Below are 16288 nucleotides of genomic sequence, written 5' to 3'. Positions count from 1 at the left end.
ACCAACGCGCCGACACTTGCGCCCCTCACCCAGGAGGAGGCCAAGACCATGATTCAACATCATCAATCAAAGCTCCAAGGTATCCGTGACGAGGTGCTGCGCTCGATGTTCGCCGCGCGCAAAGCGGTCTTCGTCGATCTGCTCAAATGGGACGTGCCGGTGCTGGCCGATCAATATGAGATCGACCAGTTCGACAACCCGCAGGCCAATTACATCATCATGAGCGAACCGGACGGGAAGCACCTCGGGTCCGCGCGCCTGCTCCAGACGACAGGTCCGCATATTCTCGGCGAATTCTACCCCCATCTCTGCACCGACACGCCCCCGTCAGGACCAGACATCGCCGAGATCACCCGCTTTTGCCTCGATCGGCGACTGAAGGCCGCCGAACGTCGTAAGGTGCGCGACAATCTGGTGTGCGCCCTTGCAGATTATGCGCTGGAGCACGGTATCCGGACCTACATCGCCATCGCCGAAACGCCCTGGGCGATGAAAATCCTCAACTTCGGTTGGGACTGCACGCCGCTCGGACCGCCAAGCATGGTCGAAGGCGCAGCGCTGATGGCGCTGCGCATCGAGATCACCGCGCGCACGCCCGGCCTGCTGGCGGCGAACGGCATCGTTTCGAACGCCTTGCCCGGCGAGAGCTTTCTGGCTGCCTGAAGGAAAACGCCATGATCAACCAAGCGGCCCTCGCGCGGTCCATCGCCCAATCTGCTGCTGCCCTGCAAAGTCAGGGCTATTGCGTCATCAAAAACGCCGTTGCTCCGGGCCTTATTCACGACCTCGAACGCGACCTTGAACCCGATTTTCACGAAACCCCCTTCGGCCAAGGTGGCTTCTATGGTTCAACGACCAAGCGCTTTGGCCGCCTGCTGATCCGCTCACAGATCACGCAAAGACTGGTCCAGCACTTGACGGTCATGGGCGTGGTTGAGCACATGCTGTTGCCCTGGTGCGACCGTATCCAGCTCAACACCACGCAGGCCATCGAAATCCACCCCGGTGCCCCCGCGCAGATGCCGCATCGAGATCAGGATATGTGGCGCGGCCCCATCGGCGAGGTGGAATATCTGGTCAATGTGATGTGGCCGATCACGCGCTTCACGACGGACAATGGCGCAACCCTGATCTGGCCGCGCACCCATGGCCGGGAAGCGCTGGAAGCTGAGCCCAGGACGTCACCCATCGCAATCGAGATGGAAGCCGGTTCGGCCCTCCTCTTTCTCGGCTCGACACTGCATGGGGCCGGCGCCAATCGCACCAGCAGGGTCCGGCGCGGCCTGGTGATCGGCTATGCGCTTGGTTGGCTCAAACCCTATGAAAACCAGTGGCTGGCCTATCCGCCAGAGATCGCCAAAACCTTTTCACCGGAACTGGCCGCTTTGGTCGGCTATCGCCAACACCGTCCTAATCTCGGCAATTACGAGGGGCGGTGCCCGTCGGTGTTGCTGCGTTCCCACATGCCCAGGAGGCTCGGGGCGATCGACGCGCTCCGCCCCGACCAGGAGCAGCAGATCGAGGCCTATCTCAAAGAGCAGGTCCAAAGCGCTGAGCAGGACCAACCATGAGTGCCGGCGCCACCACAGATCGGGTGCTCGGCGCGCTGCGGCAACTGCTGCGCGGTTCGGACATGCGCCCCGGCGATCGGCTCGATCCGACACTGCTGGCCGACAGGCTTTCGACGAGCGCCACACCGGTGCGCGAAGCGCTGCATCTGCTGACCGGAGAAGGGATGGTGGAGGCACGCTCAAGCGGCGGCTTCAACCTGCCATTCCTCGATGAACGCAGCCTGCAGCATCGCTATGAGTGGTCCGGCCATCTTCTTGCCCTTGCGGTGCGATACTGGCCTCGCCGACCGAGAGAGGGCGATGCGATCCTGCCCAGCGATACCGGCGTGGACATTGCAACGCGCACCGAAAATCTCTTCGCCCGGATGGGCCGCCGCTCTACAAATGCAGAACATGGCAAGGCCATCGTCCAGCTCAACGCCAGATTGCACCGGGTCCGCATGGCCGAGCACGAGGTCATCGACAAGACCGAAGAGGAGCTGACCGACCTTCTTGCCGGCATTGCTGCAAATGACCACGGCGCCATTCAGCGCACCATCGGACAATACCATCGTCGCCGACGCCGCGCCGTCGCAAATATCCTCACAGCCCTCTATCATGTCACGTAATTTTTCAAAGAGGGGACCGTCAGAAATTATAAAACCGATATAGATTCCGTATAAATTTTATATCACGATACCATCGCCTTACACTCCAATGCGCCGCACATCACTGCGGCTTTTGAAGAGGAGTGTATCATGACTCAGTATGACGAACTGATCGACCTCGGCACCGCCAGCGCGGAAACCCTGGGCGGTTCCATCCCCCTTGGCGACGAGGTGCTCGGCCATGAGCAGGCTGGTCTGTCCAACGACTGACCCGGCCCATCTGTGACAGAGTGGCGCGCAGCCTCACGCTGCGCGCCATTTCTTTTGGTCGCGCCATTGCCAACATGTGCCGACCTCATGCATCAAAGGCACAACCCCAGAAAATCACCAATAAATATCAATCAAATTCAGGTGCGAAATTATAAAATAGAAATATATTCCGTATAAATTTTCCATACGTCATCTCCTCAAATAGTCATCAAGGACTGCAAATTCATGCAGCAACTGTTGAGGAGTGGAACATGGAAAAGACTATCGTTCAGGATCAGTTGATCGATCTCGGCAGCGCCTCTGCCGAAACCCTGGGTGGCGATATGGCCGGAACCGACGAAACCTTCGGCAAGAGGGAGGTCGGCCTCGCCGACGATTGATCGCGGCACGCGCCTAACGGTGGCGGGCGACCTCGTGGTGGCACGCCACCACCGCCCCTTAAGCCGCGTCTTGCATCGCGCACCAGCACAGGAATGCATCATGGACAACGAATGCAAAGCCGAATGGATCGATCTCGGTCGTGTGAGCACAAACACCTTGGGCGGCGCTCTGCCTGGCGCCGAGGAAATTCTCAATCTGAACGGCGACGGTCTCTCGAACGATTGATCCCCCGGCGTGCGGGGCTTCTCAGCACGCCAATCCTTCGAGACCAGCAGGAGGAGACAAGCCATGGGGTTTCAGCTTCGTACCGGTATCAGCTTTTGTGAGGTCAGCGACAGGCTCCTGTTCCTCGATGTCGTCACCGACCGTTATTTCTGTCTGCAGCCGGGCGCCGAACATGCCTTTCGCAATGTCATAGCGGGCACGGCGCTCGAAGAGAACGACGTCAAGGCGCTGGATGCCATGATGCGCTCCGGCACCCTGGTGCAAACAACAGGCCACAGCTTGCCCTCACCTTTGCGCGTTAGCCGGCACGCATCGCTCAGCATGCTCGATAGCGAAGACCTGCGGGTGTCGCGCGGCGCCATCTGCGGCGCCCTTTTGGCAATTTTCCTTGCCCGTTTCAGCTTGCAGCATAAACGCCTGCACACCATTCTACGCGCACTCGATCTGCGAAAAATCCCCTGGCCTCGTAGCGGGCAGGTGGATCTTGAGCCGATCCAGGCCGCCGCGGCAGCCTTTGAAGCCACATCGCGGATTGTGCGCTCGCATGACAAATGCCTGTCGCGCTCCATCGCATTGGCTCGCTACCTTGCGGCCCGTGATCTGCCTGCCGATTTGATGATCGGGGTCAAACTCCGGCCCTTTGCCGCTCATGCCTGGGTCCAGTCGGGGCGATGGCTGGTCAATGACCGGATCGATATGGTCCGCGACTATACCCCGATTTTGGTCGTCTGATGCGGGCCCGCTATGTCGTCCGGCTCGCCCGTGCCGCTCAAGGCAGGGATGATGCAATCGAACGCTTCGCTCAAGGGCTCAGCACATCTGCAGCGGGTGTGTCTGTCATCCGGCTCGGCGGCCTCACCATCGCAACCCTCGGCCCCCCTCTCCTTCGTTGCGGTGCCCATGGGGTGATCGTTGGATCACTCTTCAAACGGGATGGTGGAGGAGCAATCGCCAGCCTGACCGATCGGGAACAGCACCGTATCCTCGCCAGCCGAGGGGAATATCTGACGGACCTTTTTTGGGGGCCTTATATCGCGCTCCTGCCAAATCGGGACGGAACCACGCTCGATGCGATCCGCGCGCCCCTGGGGGACTTGCCCTGTCTCTACACCGACGTCGGGGATGCGACGATCCTGGCCTCGGATGTCGATCTCCTTCGAAATCCCGGGGGGTATCGACCTCAGGTGGACTGGGAACAGGTCGTGCGCCACCTCGCCTGGCGCTATGTCTCGGAGCCGGATACCTGCCTCATCGGTCTGCGCGAGCTTCAAGGCGGCAAAAGATTGGCGATCAAGGACGCCGGCAGCCGGGAAGAGGAACTGTGGTCGCCCTGGCGCTTTGCAAGCGCCGACCAGCAGCTCACCACGCCAGGAGAAGCCGAAGCTCAGGTGCGGCAGGCCACGCTCGATTGTATCGCGTCGCGCGCAGCTCAGTTCGAGGCTGGGGTTGTGATGCTGTCAGGCGGACTTGATTCCTCCCTGGTGGCAACCGGCCTGAAAGGCACCTCCATTCGCCTCGCCGCTCTCAATCTCGTCACTCAGGATCCGGGCGGCGACGAGGTTCGCTATGCAGCACAGGTTTGTGAGACGCTGGACATCCCTCTGACGCTCGGCCTGCGCGAGGTGGCGGGAATAGATATAAACCGCAGCGGTGCCGCCGGGCTGCCCCGGCCAAGCGTTCGAGGATTTCTGCAAGAATCCAACAGGCTCGTCTCGGAAGCCGCAGCGGCCCATGGCGCCACGGCGATCTTCAACGGTGGCGGGGGCGATGGCATCTTCTGTTCCTTGCAATCGGGCGCCCCGGTTGCAGACCGGCTGCTGGCGACTGGTATCGGGCGCGCGATCTTGCAGACAGCCCACGATATGAGCCAACTCGCACAGGCCAGTATCTGGTCCGTGCTTGTCGATGGCATCCAGCGGGCCTGGCTCGGGAAACCTGCCTATCGTCTGGTCCCCGAACTCGATCTGCTTTCAAGCGATGTCCGCGAGCAGGCGGCGCGACGGCCTGGTCACCCATGGATGACGATACCTCCGGGCATGTTGCCGGGCAAGGCCATGCATGTCCGCATGACGACCTTCGCGCAGAGCTACGTCGAAAGTCTGGATCCGCGCAGCGCACTGCCGGTCATCGCCCCGCTGCTCAGCCAGCCGCTCGTCGAAGCCTGCCTGCGGGTCCCAAGCTGGTATTGGCTGGAGCGCGGTCACAATCGCATGATCGCCCGGCGCGCTTTTGCCGGGAGCCTGCCCGAGAATGTGCTGCTTCGACGGTCGAAGGCCGCGCCCAACAGCTTTGTCGCGGAAATCTTCGATTATCACCGCCCGGCCATCCGCGCGCTGGTTGAACAGGGAGAACTGGGCCGCCGAGGCCTGATCGATCTGCCGGCCACCCTGGCACTCATCGATCAGCAAAGCCCGCTCAAAGGTCCCGGCTTTGAGCGGATTCTGGAGATTGTCGATGTCGAAAGCTGGGCCCGGAGCTGGGCGACGCGCGAGGCAGACTAAGGGTTCGAAACGGTCGCCTTCTCTTCAAGCTTGCGGCGCATGTCCTGCCAGCGTCGGTATTGCTCTGCCTTGACCGGATCGGGATCGACCTTCCCCTGAAGCCAGAAACTGAACCAGTCGAGATTTCGATTGTAGACGGCCTGCTTGTGGATGGGCTGCCATTTGATGTGATGTTCGCCGGGGAAGACATACATATCGACCGGCTGCCCAGCTTCCCGAAGCGCGGTGAACGTTTCGAGGCCGAGATTGAGTTCCTCATCCGCCAATTGCATCAAGATGGGTCGGTCCATCCTCCGTGCGGCGAGTGTCATCGAAATTGGCGCCCAGAAATCGATGGGTTCGGTGATTGATCGAGGATAGCCCAGCTTGTGCATCTCATCGGCAAAGCCGATGCCTCCTGCAATCATCATCGCTCGCGTATCGGTGCAGCAACTGCTGATTGCCGCCGCCGCGAACAGGCGTGAATTGACCAGCGCATAGCGCGTTTGCGTTGCCCCATCGCTCAGGCCCGTGATGCCGATCCTCCTGGGATCAGCGATGCCGCGATCGATTACCATGCGTACCCCGGTCATCATGGATGAGTGCAGGCTCTTGCGCTCGGACCAGTCCTTGATGCCGGCCGCGCTCAACTGTTCCCAATTATGGATGTCGGGTGAATTCGCGCCGAACGGATCCAGGCCATCGAGGCTGAGGACCGCAAAGCCCCGCGCCGCAAAGGCATGGATGGGATATTCGTCGCCGGTTCCGCCTCGCAAAAATCCGCGGCTGCGATATTGCGTGATCACCATGGGCAAGCGGGTTCCGGGCTTGTAATCAGGCGGCAGGACCAGATCGCCATAGGCCGGCATGCCAATGCCGTTGACCCATTTCAAACGCTCGACATGGCCCAGCCGGATGGTCTGAAACTCAGGGTTGGGATCGAAAATCAGCCGTTGCTTCCCGCTGTGAAGGTCGATCGAGACAATACGGCGCGGCATCACCGAATTTTCGACAGCGCAGATGAGGCTGCCCGCCGCAGGGAGGCAAGCATTGAACTGGTCCGCCGAGTGCAGGATACGCTGCGGCGCTTTGGCTCCTATGCGCCAGCGAAACAGCCCTGTCTCGCCGTTGCGCCACCCCTCACGCTTGAGAATGAGCAGCGATTGTCCGTCCCGATCCCACCAAAGGTCTGCGACGGCGCCGTTACAGTCTACAGAACTGCACGATACCGTCTTCCCGTCAGCCAGACTGGCCAGCAGCTTGAGCGGGCTGACCGGATTGTCGGTGGCGTGCTCGGTCCACGCCTTGCGACCATCCGCGAGAGCAATGGCCGGCAGTCCTCCAGAGACCCTCGTCACGCGGATTTTTTCGGCGGCGCTGGCAGCCTCAATCAATCCGGTGTCCGGATCGATGCGGTAGGCCTCATCGGGCAAGGGCGACGGAATAAGCGGCCTGGCACCGATTTGCGGCGAAATACGGGCATCATAATGCCAGCCGATCTCCCCCTCCTTGTCGATCGCTTTGGCAGCCTCGATCCTGGCCGGCCGGGCGGCGTAGATGATATCATGACCGTTCTCGCTCCAGCTTACGGCATCAATATCGATTGGAGACCTCGTCACCGGCATCGCGCCCCCGCCGTCACTTCGGGCGCGCCATGCCTGGGTTATACCGTGATCGCGTCGGCGATAAGCGACCCACCGGCCGTCGGGCGACCAGACCGGTGAAACTGTCGCGGCCTCCCCAAGGGTGAATGTTGCGCCGCGAAGGCCAACCTCGACCAGAATCTGTTCGCCACCCTGGTCGAGGATGCGGGGATCGGGAGGGCCCTCACGATTGATCACCACCATCGCCCGACAAGCACTGTTGGTGGCAGGATCAAGCCGATTGAGAGAGAAGGCGATGTGTTTCCCATCCGGTGACAGTGCCAGGGGGCCCGGATTCTTATAGGACCAGTCCGGCGATCCAATGTCACGCAGCCGCAACACATCGTCGCTCGTAACGAGCCGCGCGGCTTGCTGCCCGCTGGCCGGCCCTGGCAGCAGATCGGCGCAGTTGGCGTGCGAGGTTTGCGCGCCGCCCACCAGGCACATGAGCGGAAAGGTCGTGCGAAGGACGGCCACGCGGGCACTGCGGCGGACATGTCCTACCATGACTTGGTCACTCCCACGCCGATGTAACGTCCGACAGGCGAGTAATTCGTGCTGTCATAGGCCGCATCGCCATAATTCGTCGTCACGATGGTCGTCGGCTTGTCGTTGAAGATGTTTTGAGCGGTGAGGCTGAGCGCCACCCCATGAAGCGCGCCCTTGCGATCACCGATATTGTAGCGCGCGGTGAAATCCTGAGTGACCATGCCTCCCACGGCAATCGGCACTGCATAGCGAATATCGCTGACGCCGCCGATATAGCTGGTCGTTGCGCTGAGCATGAGGCCCCCCAGCTTCCAGCTCATGCTCCCGCGCCCCCGCCAGTGAGGCGGATTGAACATGGTTCCCGCGAGCTGAGTTGTGGCCGCCCCAGGCACAAGCACCTGGCTGCTGGTGAGATAGGCAAGGTCGCCATTCAACCCGATCTCGCCCTTCCCGCCGGGCAATTTCGTTCTGTAGTTGAGCAGCAGATCGACGCCATGGATCACCTGCCGCCCGGCGTTGACACTGCTGTTGTCGATAATGGCTACGGCGCTCGAGGGGTTATATGTGCTGTTGCCGGACAGAGGGATGAAATTGGGTGTGTTGAGGGCATTGGCGACCGCTGTCGAAGATGGTGAAAGCGTGACATAGCGAGCATAGATCGGATTGCTCAGCGATTGGCTGGTGTAGGTGATCGGCACCACGATGCGATCGCGGTAGATGGTCGAGAAATAGCTCGCCTGGAGGTTCAGACCCGCGATCTGATGCGGGCTGTAGTCAAGGGTTGCCGTCCAGGTTTCAGCGCGCTCTGGCTTGAGCGCGGGATTGCCACCTGTCAGCAGCAACGCTGTTGCCGTCGATGGATAGCCGCTTCCGCCAGCGCCCGATGCGTAAATGGCCGAAGTGCCGCTGATCTGATATTGCTGATAGAGCGTGGGCGCCCGGAAGGAGCGTCCCCAACTGCCCTTCACGACAAGGTCGGGAAACGGGGCATAGATCAGGCCGAGTTTCGGGGTGGCGACCGAGGCGACACCTGGATATCGCTCATACCGCAGTGCGCCGCTCAGATTGAGCCGACTGATGGCAGTGACGCCCTGCTCGGGGGCGATCACCGGCACACTGATTTCGCCATAGGCGTAGCGGCTATCCTGTGAGGCGATGATGTTGCTGGTGCTGCCCACACGGAGCTGCTGGAACTGGTTGTAGCGATAGCCAAGTCCCAGCGCGAGCTTCACAGGCCCGGCGGGGAGAGTCAGGAGCCGGCCATCTGCGGTCAGTTCGCCAGAAGCGCCGCTGTTGCAATAACAAACCTGCAAGGCCGTGGTGAGCGAGGGCCCAGTATAATATCGGTTTTCCAGATGAACGGTTTCTGTCCCGTAGACACCGGAAAGTTGCAGGCGCCAGCCGGCGGGCAGATCAAGCTTGAGCGATGGCGCAACCGCAACCGAGCGGCTGGTCGTAGCCTGATCGATGTGGCTGACACTTCGATCGCCGGCAAAATTCGAAGCCCAGCCGCCCAGACTCCAGCGTTTGTTGAAAATGGCATCCACATCGAACGTCAGATTGTCGGTTAGTGCCTGATGACCCGTCAGGGCAACAGCATGATGGTGCAAGGCAGGATAGAGGGCCACACCCGGGCGAACCGCGGCAAAGCTGCGGTCATTCGACATGATGTTGGTGTTGCTGGCATATTCATAGGCCGCGACCAGGCCCCCGCTCTTCCAGCGGTGCCCGGCGACCACACCATATTGCTGCTGAAAATCCCCACCGTCGGTGGCGCCGCCGATGTTGGCCGATGTCTCCAGCCCCTGAAGATCATGGCGCAGCACGATGTTCGCAACACCGGCGACGGCGTCCGATCCGTAGAGCGCAGAGGCGCCATCGGCGACGACATCGACCTTTTCGACCATGCCGAAGGGGATGGCCGACAGGTCGATTCCCTGCCGTGATCCGTTATAGGCAAGGCGATGCCCGTCGAGCAGGGTGAGCGTGGCATCGCTGCCAAGGCCGCGCAGATTGATCGTCGAAGCGCTGCCGACATTGATGCCGCCTGCGGTCGGCACATTGTTCCCAATGCCCGGATTCTGCCCGCCCCCGAAACTTTGCGGCAGGTTGCGCATCACGTCGCCGAGGCTGGTGGCCCCGCTGTCCCGCATAGCGAGCCGGTCGATCACGATGGTCGGCGAAGCAATCGGTGCGCCCCGGATCAGGCTTCCGGTCACAAGGATGTCCGGAGCGACCTCCCCCGATGGCGCGCTTCTCCCGCCTTGGCTATCGTCGGACTCGATGACAAATCCACTCTCGATCACGCGCAGGCGAAGCCCGCTTCCGGCCAGCGCCGCCGCGACAGCAGCCTGCGGGGTGAAATCTCCGTCAAGCGGTGGCGCCTGACGGTTGGCCAGTAGTTCAGCCCTCCCCCCGATCGCCGTACCCGAAGCCTTGGCAATATCGCGCAACGTCGCGGTCAACGGCTGCGGTGGCAGGTGATAGCTATGCGTGCCCGCCGTCTGCGCGGCTGCTGGTGCGGCATGAAGAACGAAGGCAATCGTGCTGGTGGACAGTGAGGCGGCGAGGACCGCTTGACGCAACAAACCCATGAATATGCTCCCCGGGCGACGGCCACATGGCCGCCCCTGGGGACCCCGACGAAATAGCCTCCGATTTACCCTAGTGCTTTTTTTGAGGCGATCGGCTTAGGATGAAATTACCCTGCCGATCCCCTGACACCGCGAGATGCAGCGAGCCCGAAAGCATATCTGCAAGGCCAGCGGCATCCCTCGCCGCAACAGTCCCCGTGAAAAGCAGCTCGCCAAGCTTAGGCTCCGCCAAAACAAGGTGATGTTCATTGTAACGATTGGCCATCGCTATCACCTCACTCAAAGGCCTGCTGTCGAACCCCAGCATGCCCGATGGCCAGCTATCCTCACCGGAGCGAGCGGGAAACGGTTTGGGCTCAACCGGGGGAACCGCCTGGGCCTTACCGACCGGTAACGCGAGGCTCTGACCTGGAATCAGCATCTGGCCTGTATGGGCAGGGGCGCCGCGATCAGCCGTGCGCTTGACCTCCACCGAGCCACGCAGCAGGGTTACGGCGATGGCTCGTGCGCCAAGAGCAACATCGAAAATCGTGCCATGCGCAACGACCAGACGGTCACCGGCCTGCACCACAAACAGCCGTGCGGCATCGTGCGCGACCTCAAAACGCGCCCGCCCCTTTTCAAGAACGACCCTGCGCTCCCCGTCCGTAAACGCGACCTTCGCCATGCTGGCCGTGTCGAGCGTCATCTTTGAGCCATCGTCCAACGTCAGGGTCCGGATCTCGCCCAGCCGACTGATCAGCTCGCGATCGTCGTTACGCTTCGACATAGAGCCGATGACGTGATGAATGCTCAGGCCAGCCAGCGCCAGCAGTCCCGCACCAAGCGCGGCAGCGATGCCCAACGGCATCCGGAATCCCTTTTTCCGGGCCTTCGCTTTCGCACGCTTCTGGACAGCAGGCGTCCTCGCAACAAGCGGCTCGCTCTGTTCCCAACTTTCAAGCACGGCCTCAAAAGCCGCGGCATGCCCCGGATCGGCATTGAACCAGGCCTCGAACTCGCGGCGGCAAGCCTCGCCATCAGGACCGTTGATCCGGGCGAGCCACGCCGCTGCCTCTTCGCGCATCTTTTCGGTGAATCCGTTCACCGGACCCTCCTCGACCATCAAAGCGACCTCAGCGTGCGATCGAGGTGGCAGATTGCCTTGCTCATATGCCACTCAACCCCTTTGACGCTCATACCCATCCGATCGGCGATCTCACCATACGACTGCCCATCCACACGGTGAGCGAGAAAAATCTCGCATGTCTTCGGGTTTAGTCGCTTCAGCGCTTTCTGAATACGGGCAATCATATCGCGCGCCTCAAGGGTGGACGTCATATCCGGCGCCTGGAGGTCCACATCCTCTATCGGCACGCTGCGGGCACGGGCACGCTCGAAGGCAGATCTCGCGCGATCTTTCTGTATGTTGGTCGAAATGCTGTTCAGTAAGGCCCCTGGCCGCACCACGACCGGTTTCTCTTCGGCCATTGCGTCTGCGAGACGCACAATGCTGTCATGCAGGATGTCTTCGGCATCCTGAGGATCGGACCGCCTCGCGATGCTGCGCATGATTTCTGGCCCCTCCCGTCGATACAGATCGTCAAGAACAAGTATGCTTCCCTTGGTCACGCGACCATCGGGCAGCGCACCACCGCCCCCGGCAAGGCGCGGAACCAGACCGCCTAGAAATTTCAAGATCACCGCCATTGCCGCCCCCGTATAGGAGGTCTCTCAGCATGGCTTGAGAAACAGTTGATCGTTCGAGAAAACATGCACGGCTTGCCTTGTGTCGCGAGGCAAAAGCCGGCCAAAAGCCGGGTGTTGAGAACATGCTTGAACACGCGCCGACGCCTTTAGCCGCAAGCGGCTTGTACATGCGCGTCGGCCACCCGGACTCTTAGTTTAGGGCGGATTGGAATTTCATCAATTTCAAGCGAGGTTCTCACGCCTCGACGCTGCTTACCTTGCAGCGCCCGCGAAAGTTACTACAGTTTTGTGAATCTGCAAGCCCTGAAAATTCGACAATAGCGCTCACCCTTGGCAATCGCAGTCTGATGCATTGAGATTCATCGGGCGAGCGAACCGGGCCGCTTATAACAGCCCAGAGCCGATGTGTTCGATTATATCGAGCGTTTCTACAATCCCACCCGCAGGCACTCGACCCTAGGTTATCTCAGCCCTATCGACTTCGAACGCCAGGCTGGGGTAGCTTGAAGAACCTTATCTCGGTGTCCATCAAACCGGCAGCAGGCCCCAGTCTTTCCAATCTTCACTGAATTTGCGTCGCCTGGTGAAAGGGGCCGCTGGTTCAGGTAGAGCGGTCGCACGGCGTATAATCCCTCCGCCGCGACAATCTCTGAAATGGCGGATTTCCGGATTATCATCCCGCGCGAAAAGAAGCTCTTCACCCCTAACCATACCCCGCCTTTGGGCCTTCCATAAGCCACGAACCAACTGTTCGCTTGGGCGCTAGCATCCGCCTGCAAGTATGGTACTCTGCACAAACAAATCATAAGGGGCGCACCGAGAATTGTTGCCGTCAAATGACCTCATTTGGGGAGAGGGTTATGGACGTTCATACGGTCAATCAATGCGTCGAGCAGCTTCCTGAAGCTGCAAGCCATCTACGAGCGAATGGATTTACACAGCCGTTACATGAGATAAATCTCGCAATCCAATCGTTACAGAATATTGCTGGGTGATGGGGCGGCACGGGTAAAATGTAGTTTACGGAGCGCCAAAATTTACATGGCAGGTACTGGAAAAATCTAATCCTTGCGTTAGGGGCAGCGCGTGGACTGCAACGCTCCCAGTGCGCATGTCTGCGTTTTGTGTATCCGGCCTACCAGAGACCAGGCCGGGTACACAATTCCTCGAATACGACCAGCGGCAAAGTGGATTTCGATCGGTGGGCCATTGTTGAATTTTCGCTGATTGCGTTGCTGTTTTTTTGTCGCTCTTCTGTTGAGCATTTGGCCAATATGACGACTTTGGCACTCTATTACATGCTCGCCAAGATTTTCAGATTGCGTGCCTCTCAATGCCGGAAACGCCCGGTGTAAAATGTTCTTTGGATCTCTGTGTATTAACCCAATGTTCCGGCGTGTTGGTTCAAAGGCTTCGAATGCGACGGATCATTCTTACGACCTTGACGATACGCCTCTGGCTGGTGGGTTTCGCCTATTTCGTGTTGGCTGCCCTTACAGTTTCCTTCACGCGATTTGATGGCGGAGCAGCATTCATCTGGCTGTCCTCGGGCCTCTTGCTTGCTCAGCTTTCGCTTTTGCCCATTCGGAAATGGGGGGCAGCTTTTCTGCCTGCCGCAATCGCCATTCTGGTGATGGTGAGCTGCTTTGGCCTTGGCATAAGAGCCGCACCCACGATCATGGTCGCCAATCTCATGGACCCATTGATCGCTGCGCTCGGCATCCGCTGGGCCTGCGGAATGGGGCTGAGGATTGATACCGTTCGCGCCATCGTCGTCTTTTTGCTGTCGGCTGGGGTTGCAGGGCCAGCGCTCTCGGCTCTGGCCGGTGCGGCTGCCATCAGTCATTTTACTGGCGGCGGTTTCTGGACCAATTGCTTTACCTGGTTTGCCGCCCATGGCCTGGGCACTACCCTGTTCACCCCGCTGATGTTTGTGGCTTTGTCAGGAGATGCAAAGCACTGGCGGACCGAGGCCAGATCGAGCAGCCTCGTGACAACGCTGGCCTTGTCTCTGGTCGCATTGGTCGCCGCGGTGGTGTTTCGTCAGAGCGCGCTTCCGATCCTATTTGTTCCATTTCTGCCCATGACGCTGGCCACGATCCTGTGTGGACGCGTTGGTGCGATCGGCAGTTGTGTCATTGTGGCGATCATCGGCGGCCTTTATACGGTCCATGGCCTTGGGCCGGTCAATCTCGTGCATGCCTCGGTGGGCCTCCGGGCACTGTTCCTGCAGGCCTATATTGGCTGCTCTGCCCTGCTGGTGCTCCCCATCGCTGCCCTGCTGAGACAACATCGCGATCTGACAGATCGTGTCGGGGAAAGCGAAGCCCGATACCGCGCAATGGCCGAGAGCCTTGGCGATGGCATTGTCGATGTCGCGGTCGGGGGCACCATTCGCTATGCATCACCCGCCGTCGCTCAAATCGTTGGCATAGCGCCCGAAGAATTGATCGGGCGGAGCGCACGAACCCTCGTCTTGGAAGATGATTTGCCCAATTTATGGCTCGCTTACGAGCAGGCGATGGCTTCGCCTGGAAGAGCTATCAGGGCTCAGTACCGTGGCCCCGACCTCGCCTCCATTCGCTGGTACGAAACGATGCTTCGCACAGTCCAGGCACCGACGGGTACCCAGTTGGGTGTTGTGGGCTCGATCCGAGATATCACGGAAAGGAAGGAAGCTGAGCTTCGTCTCAGCACGGCAGCGCGGACCGATGTGCTAACCGGCATCGCCAATCGGCGTGCTTTTGAAGACATCATGGAGCAGCGGCTAGGGCAGTTGGCCATGTCACCTTGCGAAGCCAGCCTTGCCCTTTTCGACCTCGATCACTTCAAGGCCATCAACGACACCTATGGGCACGCTGCCGGTGACCGGGTCCTGCAAACCGTGGCGCAGGCCGCCCGCGCGCAACTACGAGAGGATGATATCATCGCCAGGGTCGGCGGAGAAGAATTTGCCGTGCTCTTCTGGGACCTGGACAAAGACCGTGCTGCAATCGCGGCAAATCGGCTGCGCGCCGCGATCTCCAGCCTTGCCATTTCCGTGCCCGGCAAAGGCTCGCTGAACATCACCGCCAGTATGGGGCTGGCTGAGGTCCGGGCTGGAGAAGAGTTGAGTCAGCTATGGCATCGCAGCGATATCGCCATGTATGAAGCCAAGCATGGTGGCCGCAATTGCATGCGCGTTGCCGCCTGACGCATCTGCCTCCCGACAGTTTGACACTCCTTAACATGCAGACCTCGCAAGCATGTGCCATGGTCAACCATCAGTTGCCCGACGGGCGTCGCCACCGTGGGCAACGGGGCGTCGCCTCTTCCTGGCGGCAAGGATTGGGAGGGGCGATTGCATTCGATCTGTACTCTGGGCTTGGCGCTCACACTTTCTAGCGGCGCAACCTTGGCCTATGCGGCCCCCACCGGAAGTAAAGACCTCGACCAGGATCTGGAACCCCGCTACGAGCAGGCGCAGTATTCGACCGTGGCGGCACACCGAGAAGGCGACGGCCGTTGGGGCGAGGAAACCGGCCGGAAACTCGCCCTGGATCTATGTTCCCAAGCCGTGTCCCAGCAAACATCCGGCGCAGGGTTTGCTCGGCTTGGTCCGGTGACCCAGGAGATCTGGAAGCACTGGGGCTTTCGCATCGCTGGCGTGTTCTACATCCAATCGCGAGCAGCGCAGAACGCCGATCAACCTGGCCCCTTGAGACGTGGAAGTTACGTCTGTGACACGCGCGACGGCCAGATCCAGCGGCTGAAATTACACGGCTATTGAGGGATTTCAGTTCCCGCTGAAAAGCCTGACATTCGATGCACGTGAACTGCTTGCGGATAACGAGCCTCCATTCAGCGTACCACAACATCCGGGCGCATCGGTGCGAGTTTGGACAGGAAGCGGTTTTGCGCGGCAAAGCGCACATGCTCTTCGGACATGGCGCGTTGCAGCAGTTCGACCAGCCGGTTCATATCGGCCTGCTGCACCCCCAGATCCTTGTGCGAGGAGGCCATGTCGCGCCCGCTGTAGCTGCATCCTGCGTTGAGCAGGAAGCAGAACTGCTCGAAAAGCGTGCGCTTGAAACGCACCTTGTCATGCTTGAAGAAGATCTCGCCGATCACCTTGTCGTCATAGCTCAGTTGGGTGAAACGTTCGACGATGCGGTGGATGCCCTCCTGCCCGTGAAAGGCATGCGCCATGCCTGTTCCGGCAAAGGGCCGCGCCCCGGCATTTTGCGGGCTCAAAGTATAGGGATCAACCTTCTCCTCGCCCGGCACGGCATAGGGCGCGCCGGGCGGCGGCGTGTCGGGCGCGGCATCCGTGGAGACCGGCGGCTGCGCCATCATCAGCGCGGAGGTTGCGATCAGAAC

The 16288-nt window shown here is 60.3% G+C and carries 15 protein-coding genes and 1 pseudogene; 11 read left to right on the top strand and 5 right to left on the bottom strand.

The genetic code is table 11. The features are described 5' to 3' along the window. The first annotated feature begins 48 nt into the window (after positions 1 to 48). The 8 genes from SR3_RS14295 to SR3_RS14270 all read left to right on the top strand — a co-directional run bounded on the left by SR3_RS14295 (position 49) and on the right by SR3_RS14270 (position 5535). A complete protein-coding gene (locus tag SR3_RS14295) occupies positions 49 to 663 on the top strand; it encodes an acyl-homoserine-lactone synthase (RefSeq protein ID WP_068087205.1) in 615 nt (204 codons plus the stop codon). An 11-nt stretch (positions 664 to 674) separates the two neighbouring features. Further along, the gene (locus SR3_RS14290; protein ID WP_068087202.1) at positions 675 to 1571 is read left to right on the top strand and encodes a phytanoyl-CoA dioxygenase family protein; all 897 of its coding nucleotides are present in this window, start codon (positions 675 to 677) and stop codon (positions 1569 to 1571) included. Further along, on the top strand, positions 1568 to 2179 hold the full coding sequence (locus SR3_RS14285; RefSeq protein WP_068087199.1) for a GntR family transcriptional regulator: 612 nt from the start codon (positions 1568 to 1570) through the stop codon (positions 2177 to 2179). Before SR3_RS14290 ends, SR3_RS14285 begins: the two co-directional genes overlap by 4 nt. A gap of 129 nt (positions 2180 to 2308) precedes the next feature. Next, the gene (locus SR3_RS31330) at positions 2309 to 2428 is read left to right on the top strand and encodes a benenodin family lasso peptide (protein ID WP_157098853.1); all 120 of its coding nucleotides are present in this window, start codon (positions 2309 to 2311) and stop codon (positions 2426 to 2428) included. Positions 2429 to 2679: 251 nt separating this feature from the next. Continuing rightward, entirely contained in the window at positions 2680 to 2808 is a 129-nt protein-coding gene (locus SR3_RS32655) for a hypothetical protein (RefSeq protein ID WP_281198726.1), read from the top strand. Positions 2809 to 2908: 100 nt separating this feature from the next. Further along, positions 2909 to 3034: a hypothetical protein gene (locus SR3_RS32650; protein WP_281198725.1), complete on the top strand. Its 126-nt coding sequence runs from the start codon at positions 2909 to 2911 to the stop codon at positions 3032 to 3034. A 63-nt stretch (positions 3035 to 3097) separates the two neighbouring features. Beyond that, on the top strand, positions 3098 to 3766 hold the full coding sequence (locus tag SR3_RS14280; RefSeq protein WP_068087197.1) for a lasso peptide biosynthesis B2 protein: 669 nt from the start codon (positions 3098 to 3100) through the stop codon (positions 3764 to 3766). Further along, positions 3766 to 5535, top strand: a complete 1770-nt coding sequence (locus tag SR3_RS14270) for an asparagine synthase-related protein (RefSeq protein WP_084455570.1) — start codon at positions 3766 to 3768, stop codon at positions 5533 to 5535. Before SR3_RS14280 ends, SR3_RS14270 begins: the two co-directional genes overlap by 1 nt. Here SR3_RS14270 and SR3_RS14265 read toward each other — a convergent pair. The 4 genes from SR3_RS14265 to SR3_RS14250 form a co-directional block, all read right to left on the bottom strand. Then, entirely contained in the window at positions 5532 to 7634 is a 2103-nt protein-coding gene (locus SR3_RS14265; RefSeq protein WP_068087190.1) for an Atxe2 family lasso peptide isopeptidase, read from the bottom strand. The two genes, SR3_RS14270 and SR3_RS14265, sit on opposite strands and share 4 nt — an antisense overlap. 23 nt (positions 7635 to 7657) lie before the next feature. After that, on the bottom strand, positions 7658 to 10240 hold the full coding sequence (locus tag SR3_RS14260; protein WP_084455568.1) for a TonB-dependent receptor: 2583 nt from the start codon (positions 10238 to 10240) through the stop codon (positions 7658 to 7660). A 70-nt stretch (positions 10241 to 10310) separates the two neighbouring features. Continuing rightward, a complete protein-coding gene (locus tag SR3_RS14255; protein WP_169805640.1) occupies positions 10311 to 11327 on the bottom strand; it encodes a FecR family protein in 1017 nt (338 codons plus the stop codon). A gap of 17 nt (positions 11328 to 11344) precedes the next feature. Continuing rightward, positions 11345 to 11929 (bottom strand): RNA polymerase sigma factor, encoded by a 585-nt coding sequence (locus tag SR3_RS14250; protein WP_068087181.1) that lies wholly within the window; start codon positions 11927 to 11929, stop codon positions 11345 to 11347. A 396-nt stretch (positions 11930 to 12325) separates the two neighbouring features. On the opposite strand from SR3_RS14250, the pseudogene SR3_RS31325 reads away from it, so the two are divergent. The 3 genes and pseudogenes from SR3_RS31325 to SR3_RS14240 all read left to right on the top strand — a co-directional run. Further along, positions 12326 to 12436 (top strand): annotated as a pseudogene (locus SR3_RS31325) (IS3 family transposase); the annotation flags it as partial. A 910-nt stretch (positions 12437 to 13346) separates the two neighbouring features. Then, positions 13347 to 15122, top strand: coding sequence for a sensor domain-containing diguanylate cyclase (locus tag SR3_RS14245; RefSeq protein ID WP_068087179.1), 1776 nt, complete (start codon positions 13347 to 13349; stop codon positions 15120 to 15122). 147 nt (positions 15123 to 15269) lie between these two features. Next, positions 15270 to 15698 (top strand): hypothetical protein, encoded by a 429-nt coding sequence (locus SR3_RS14240; protein WP_068087176.1) that lies wholly within the window; start codon positions 15270 to 15272, stop codon positions 15696 to 15698. A 71-nt stretch (positions 15699 to 15769) separates the two neighbouring features. Here the strand turns inward: SR3_RS14240 and SR3_RS14235 are convergent, their stop codons facing one another. Continuing rightward, positions 15770 to 16261 carry a group I truncated hemoglobin gene (locus tag SR3_RS14235; RefSeq protein ID WP_068087275.1) on the bottom strand — a complete coding sequence of 164 codons (492 nt, stop codon included), beginning with the start codon at positions 16259 to 16261 and terminating at the stop codon, positions 15770 to 15772. Positions 16262 to 16288: the final 27 nt, after the last annotated feature.

It is taken from the genome of Novosphingobium rosa NBRC 15208, assembly GCF_001598555.1.
GTDB classification, from domain to species: domain Bacteria; phylum Pseudomonadota; class Alphaproteobacteria; order Sphingomonadales; family Sphingomonadaceae; genus Novosphingobium; species Novosphingobium rosa.
This window is presented reverse-complemented; position numbering and strand designations above follow the sequence as displayed.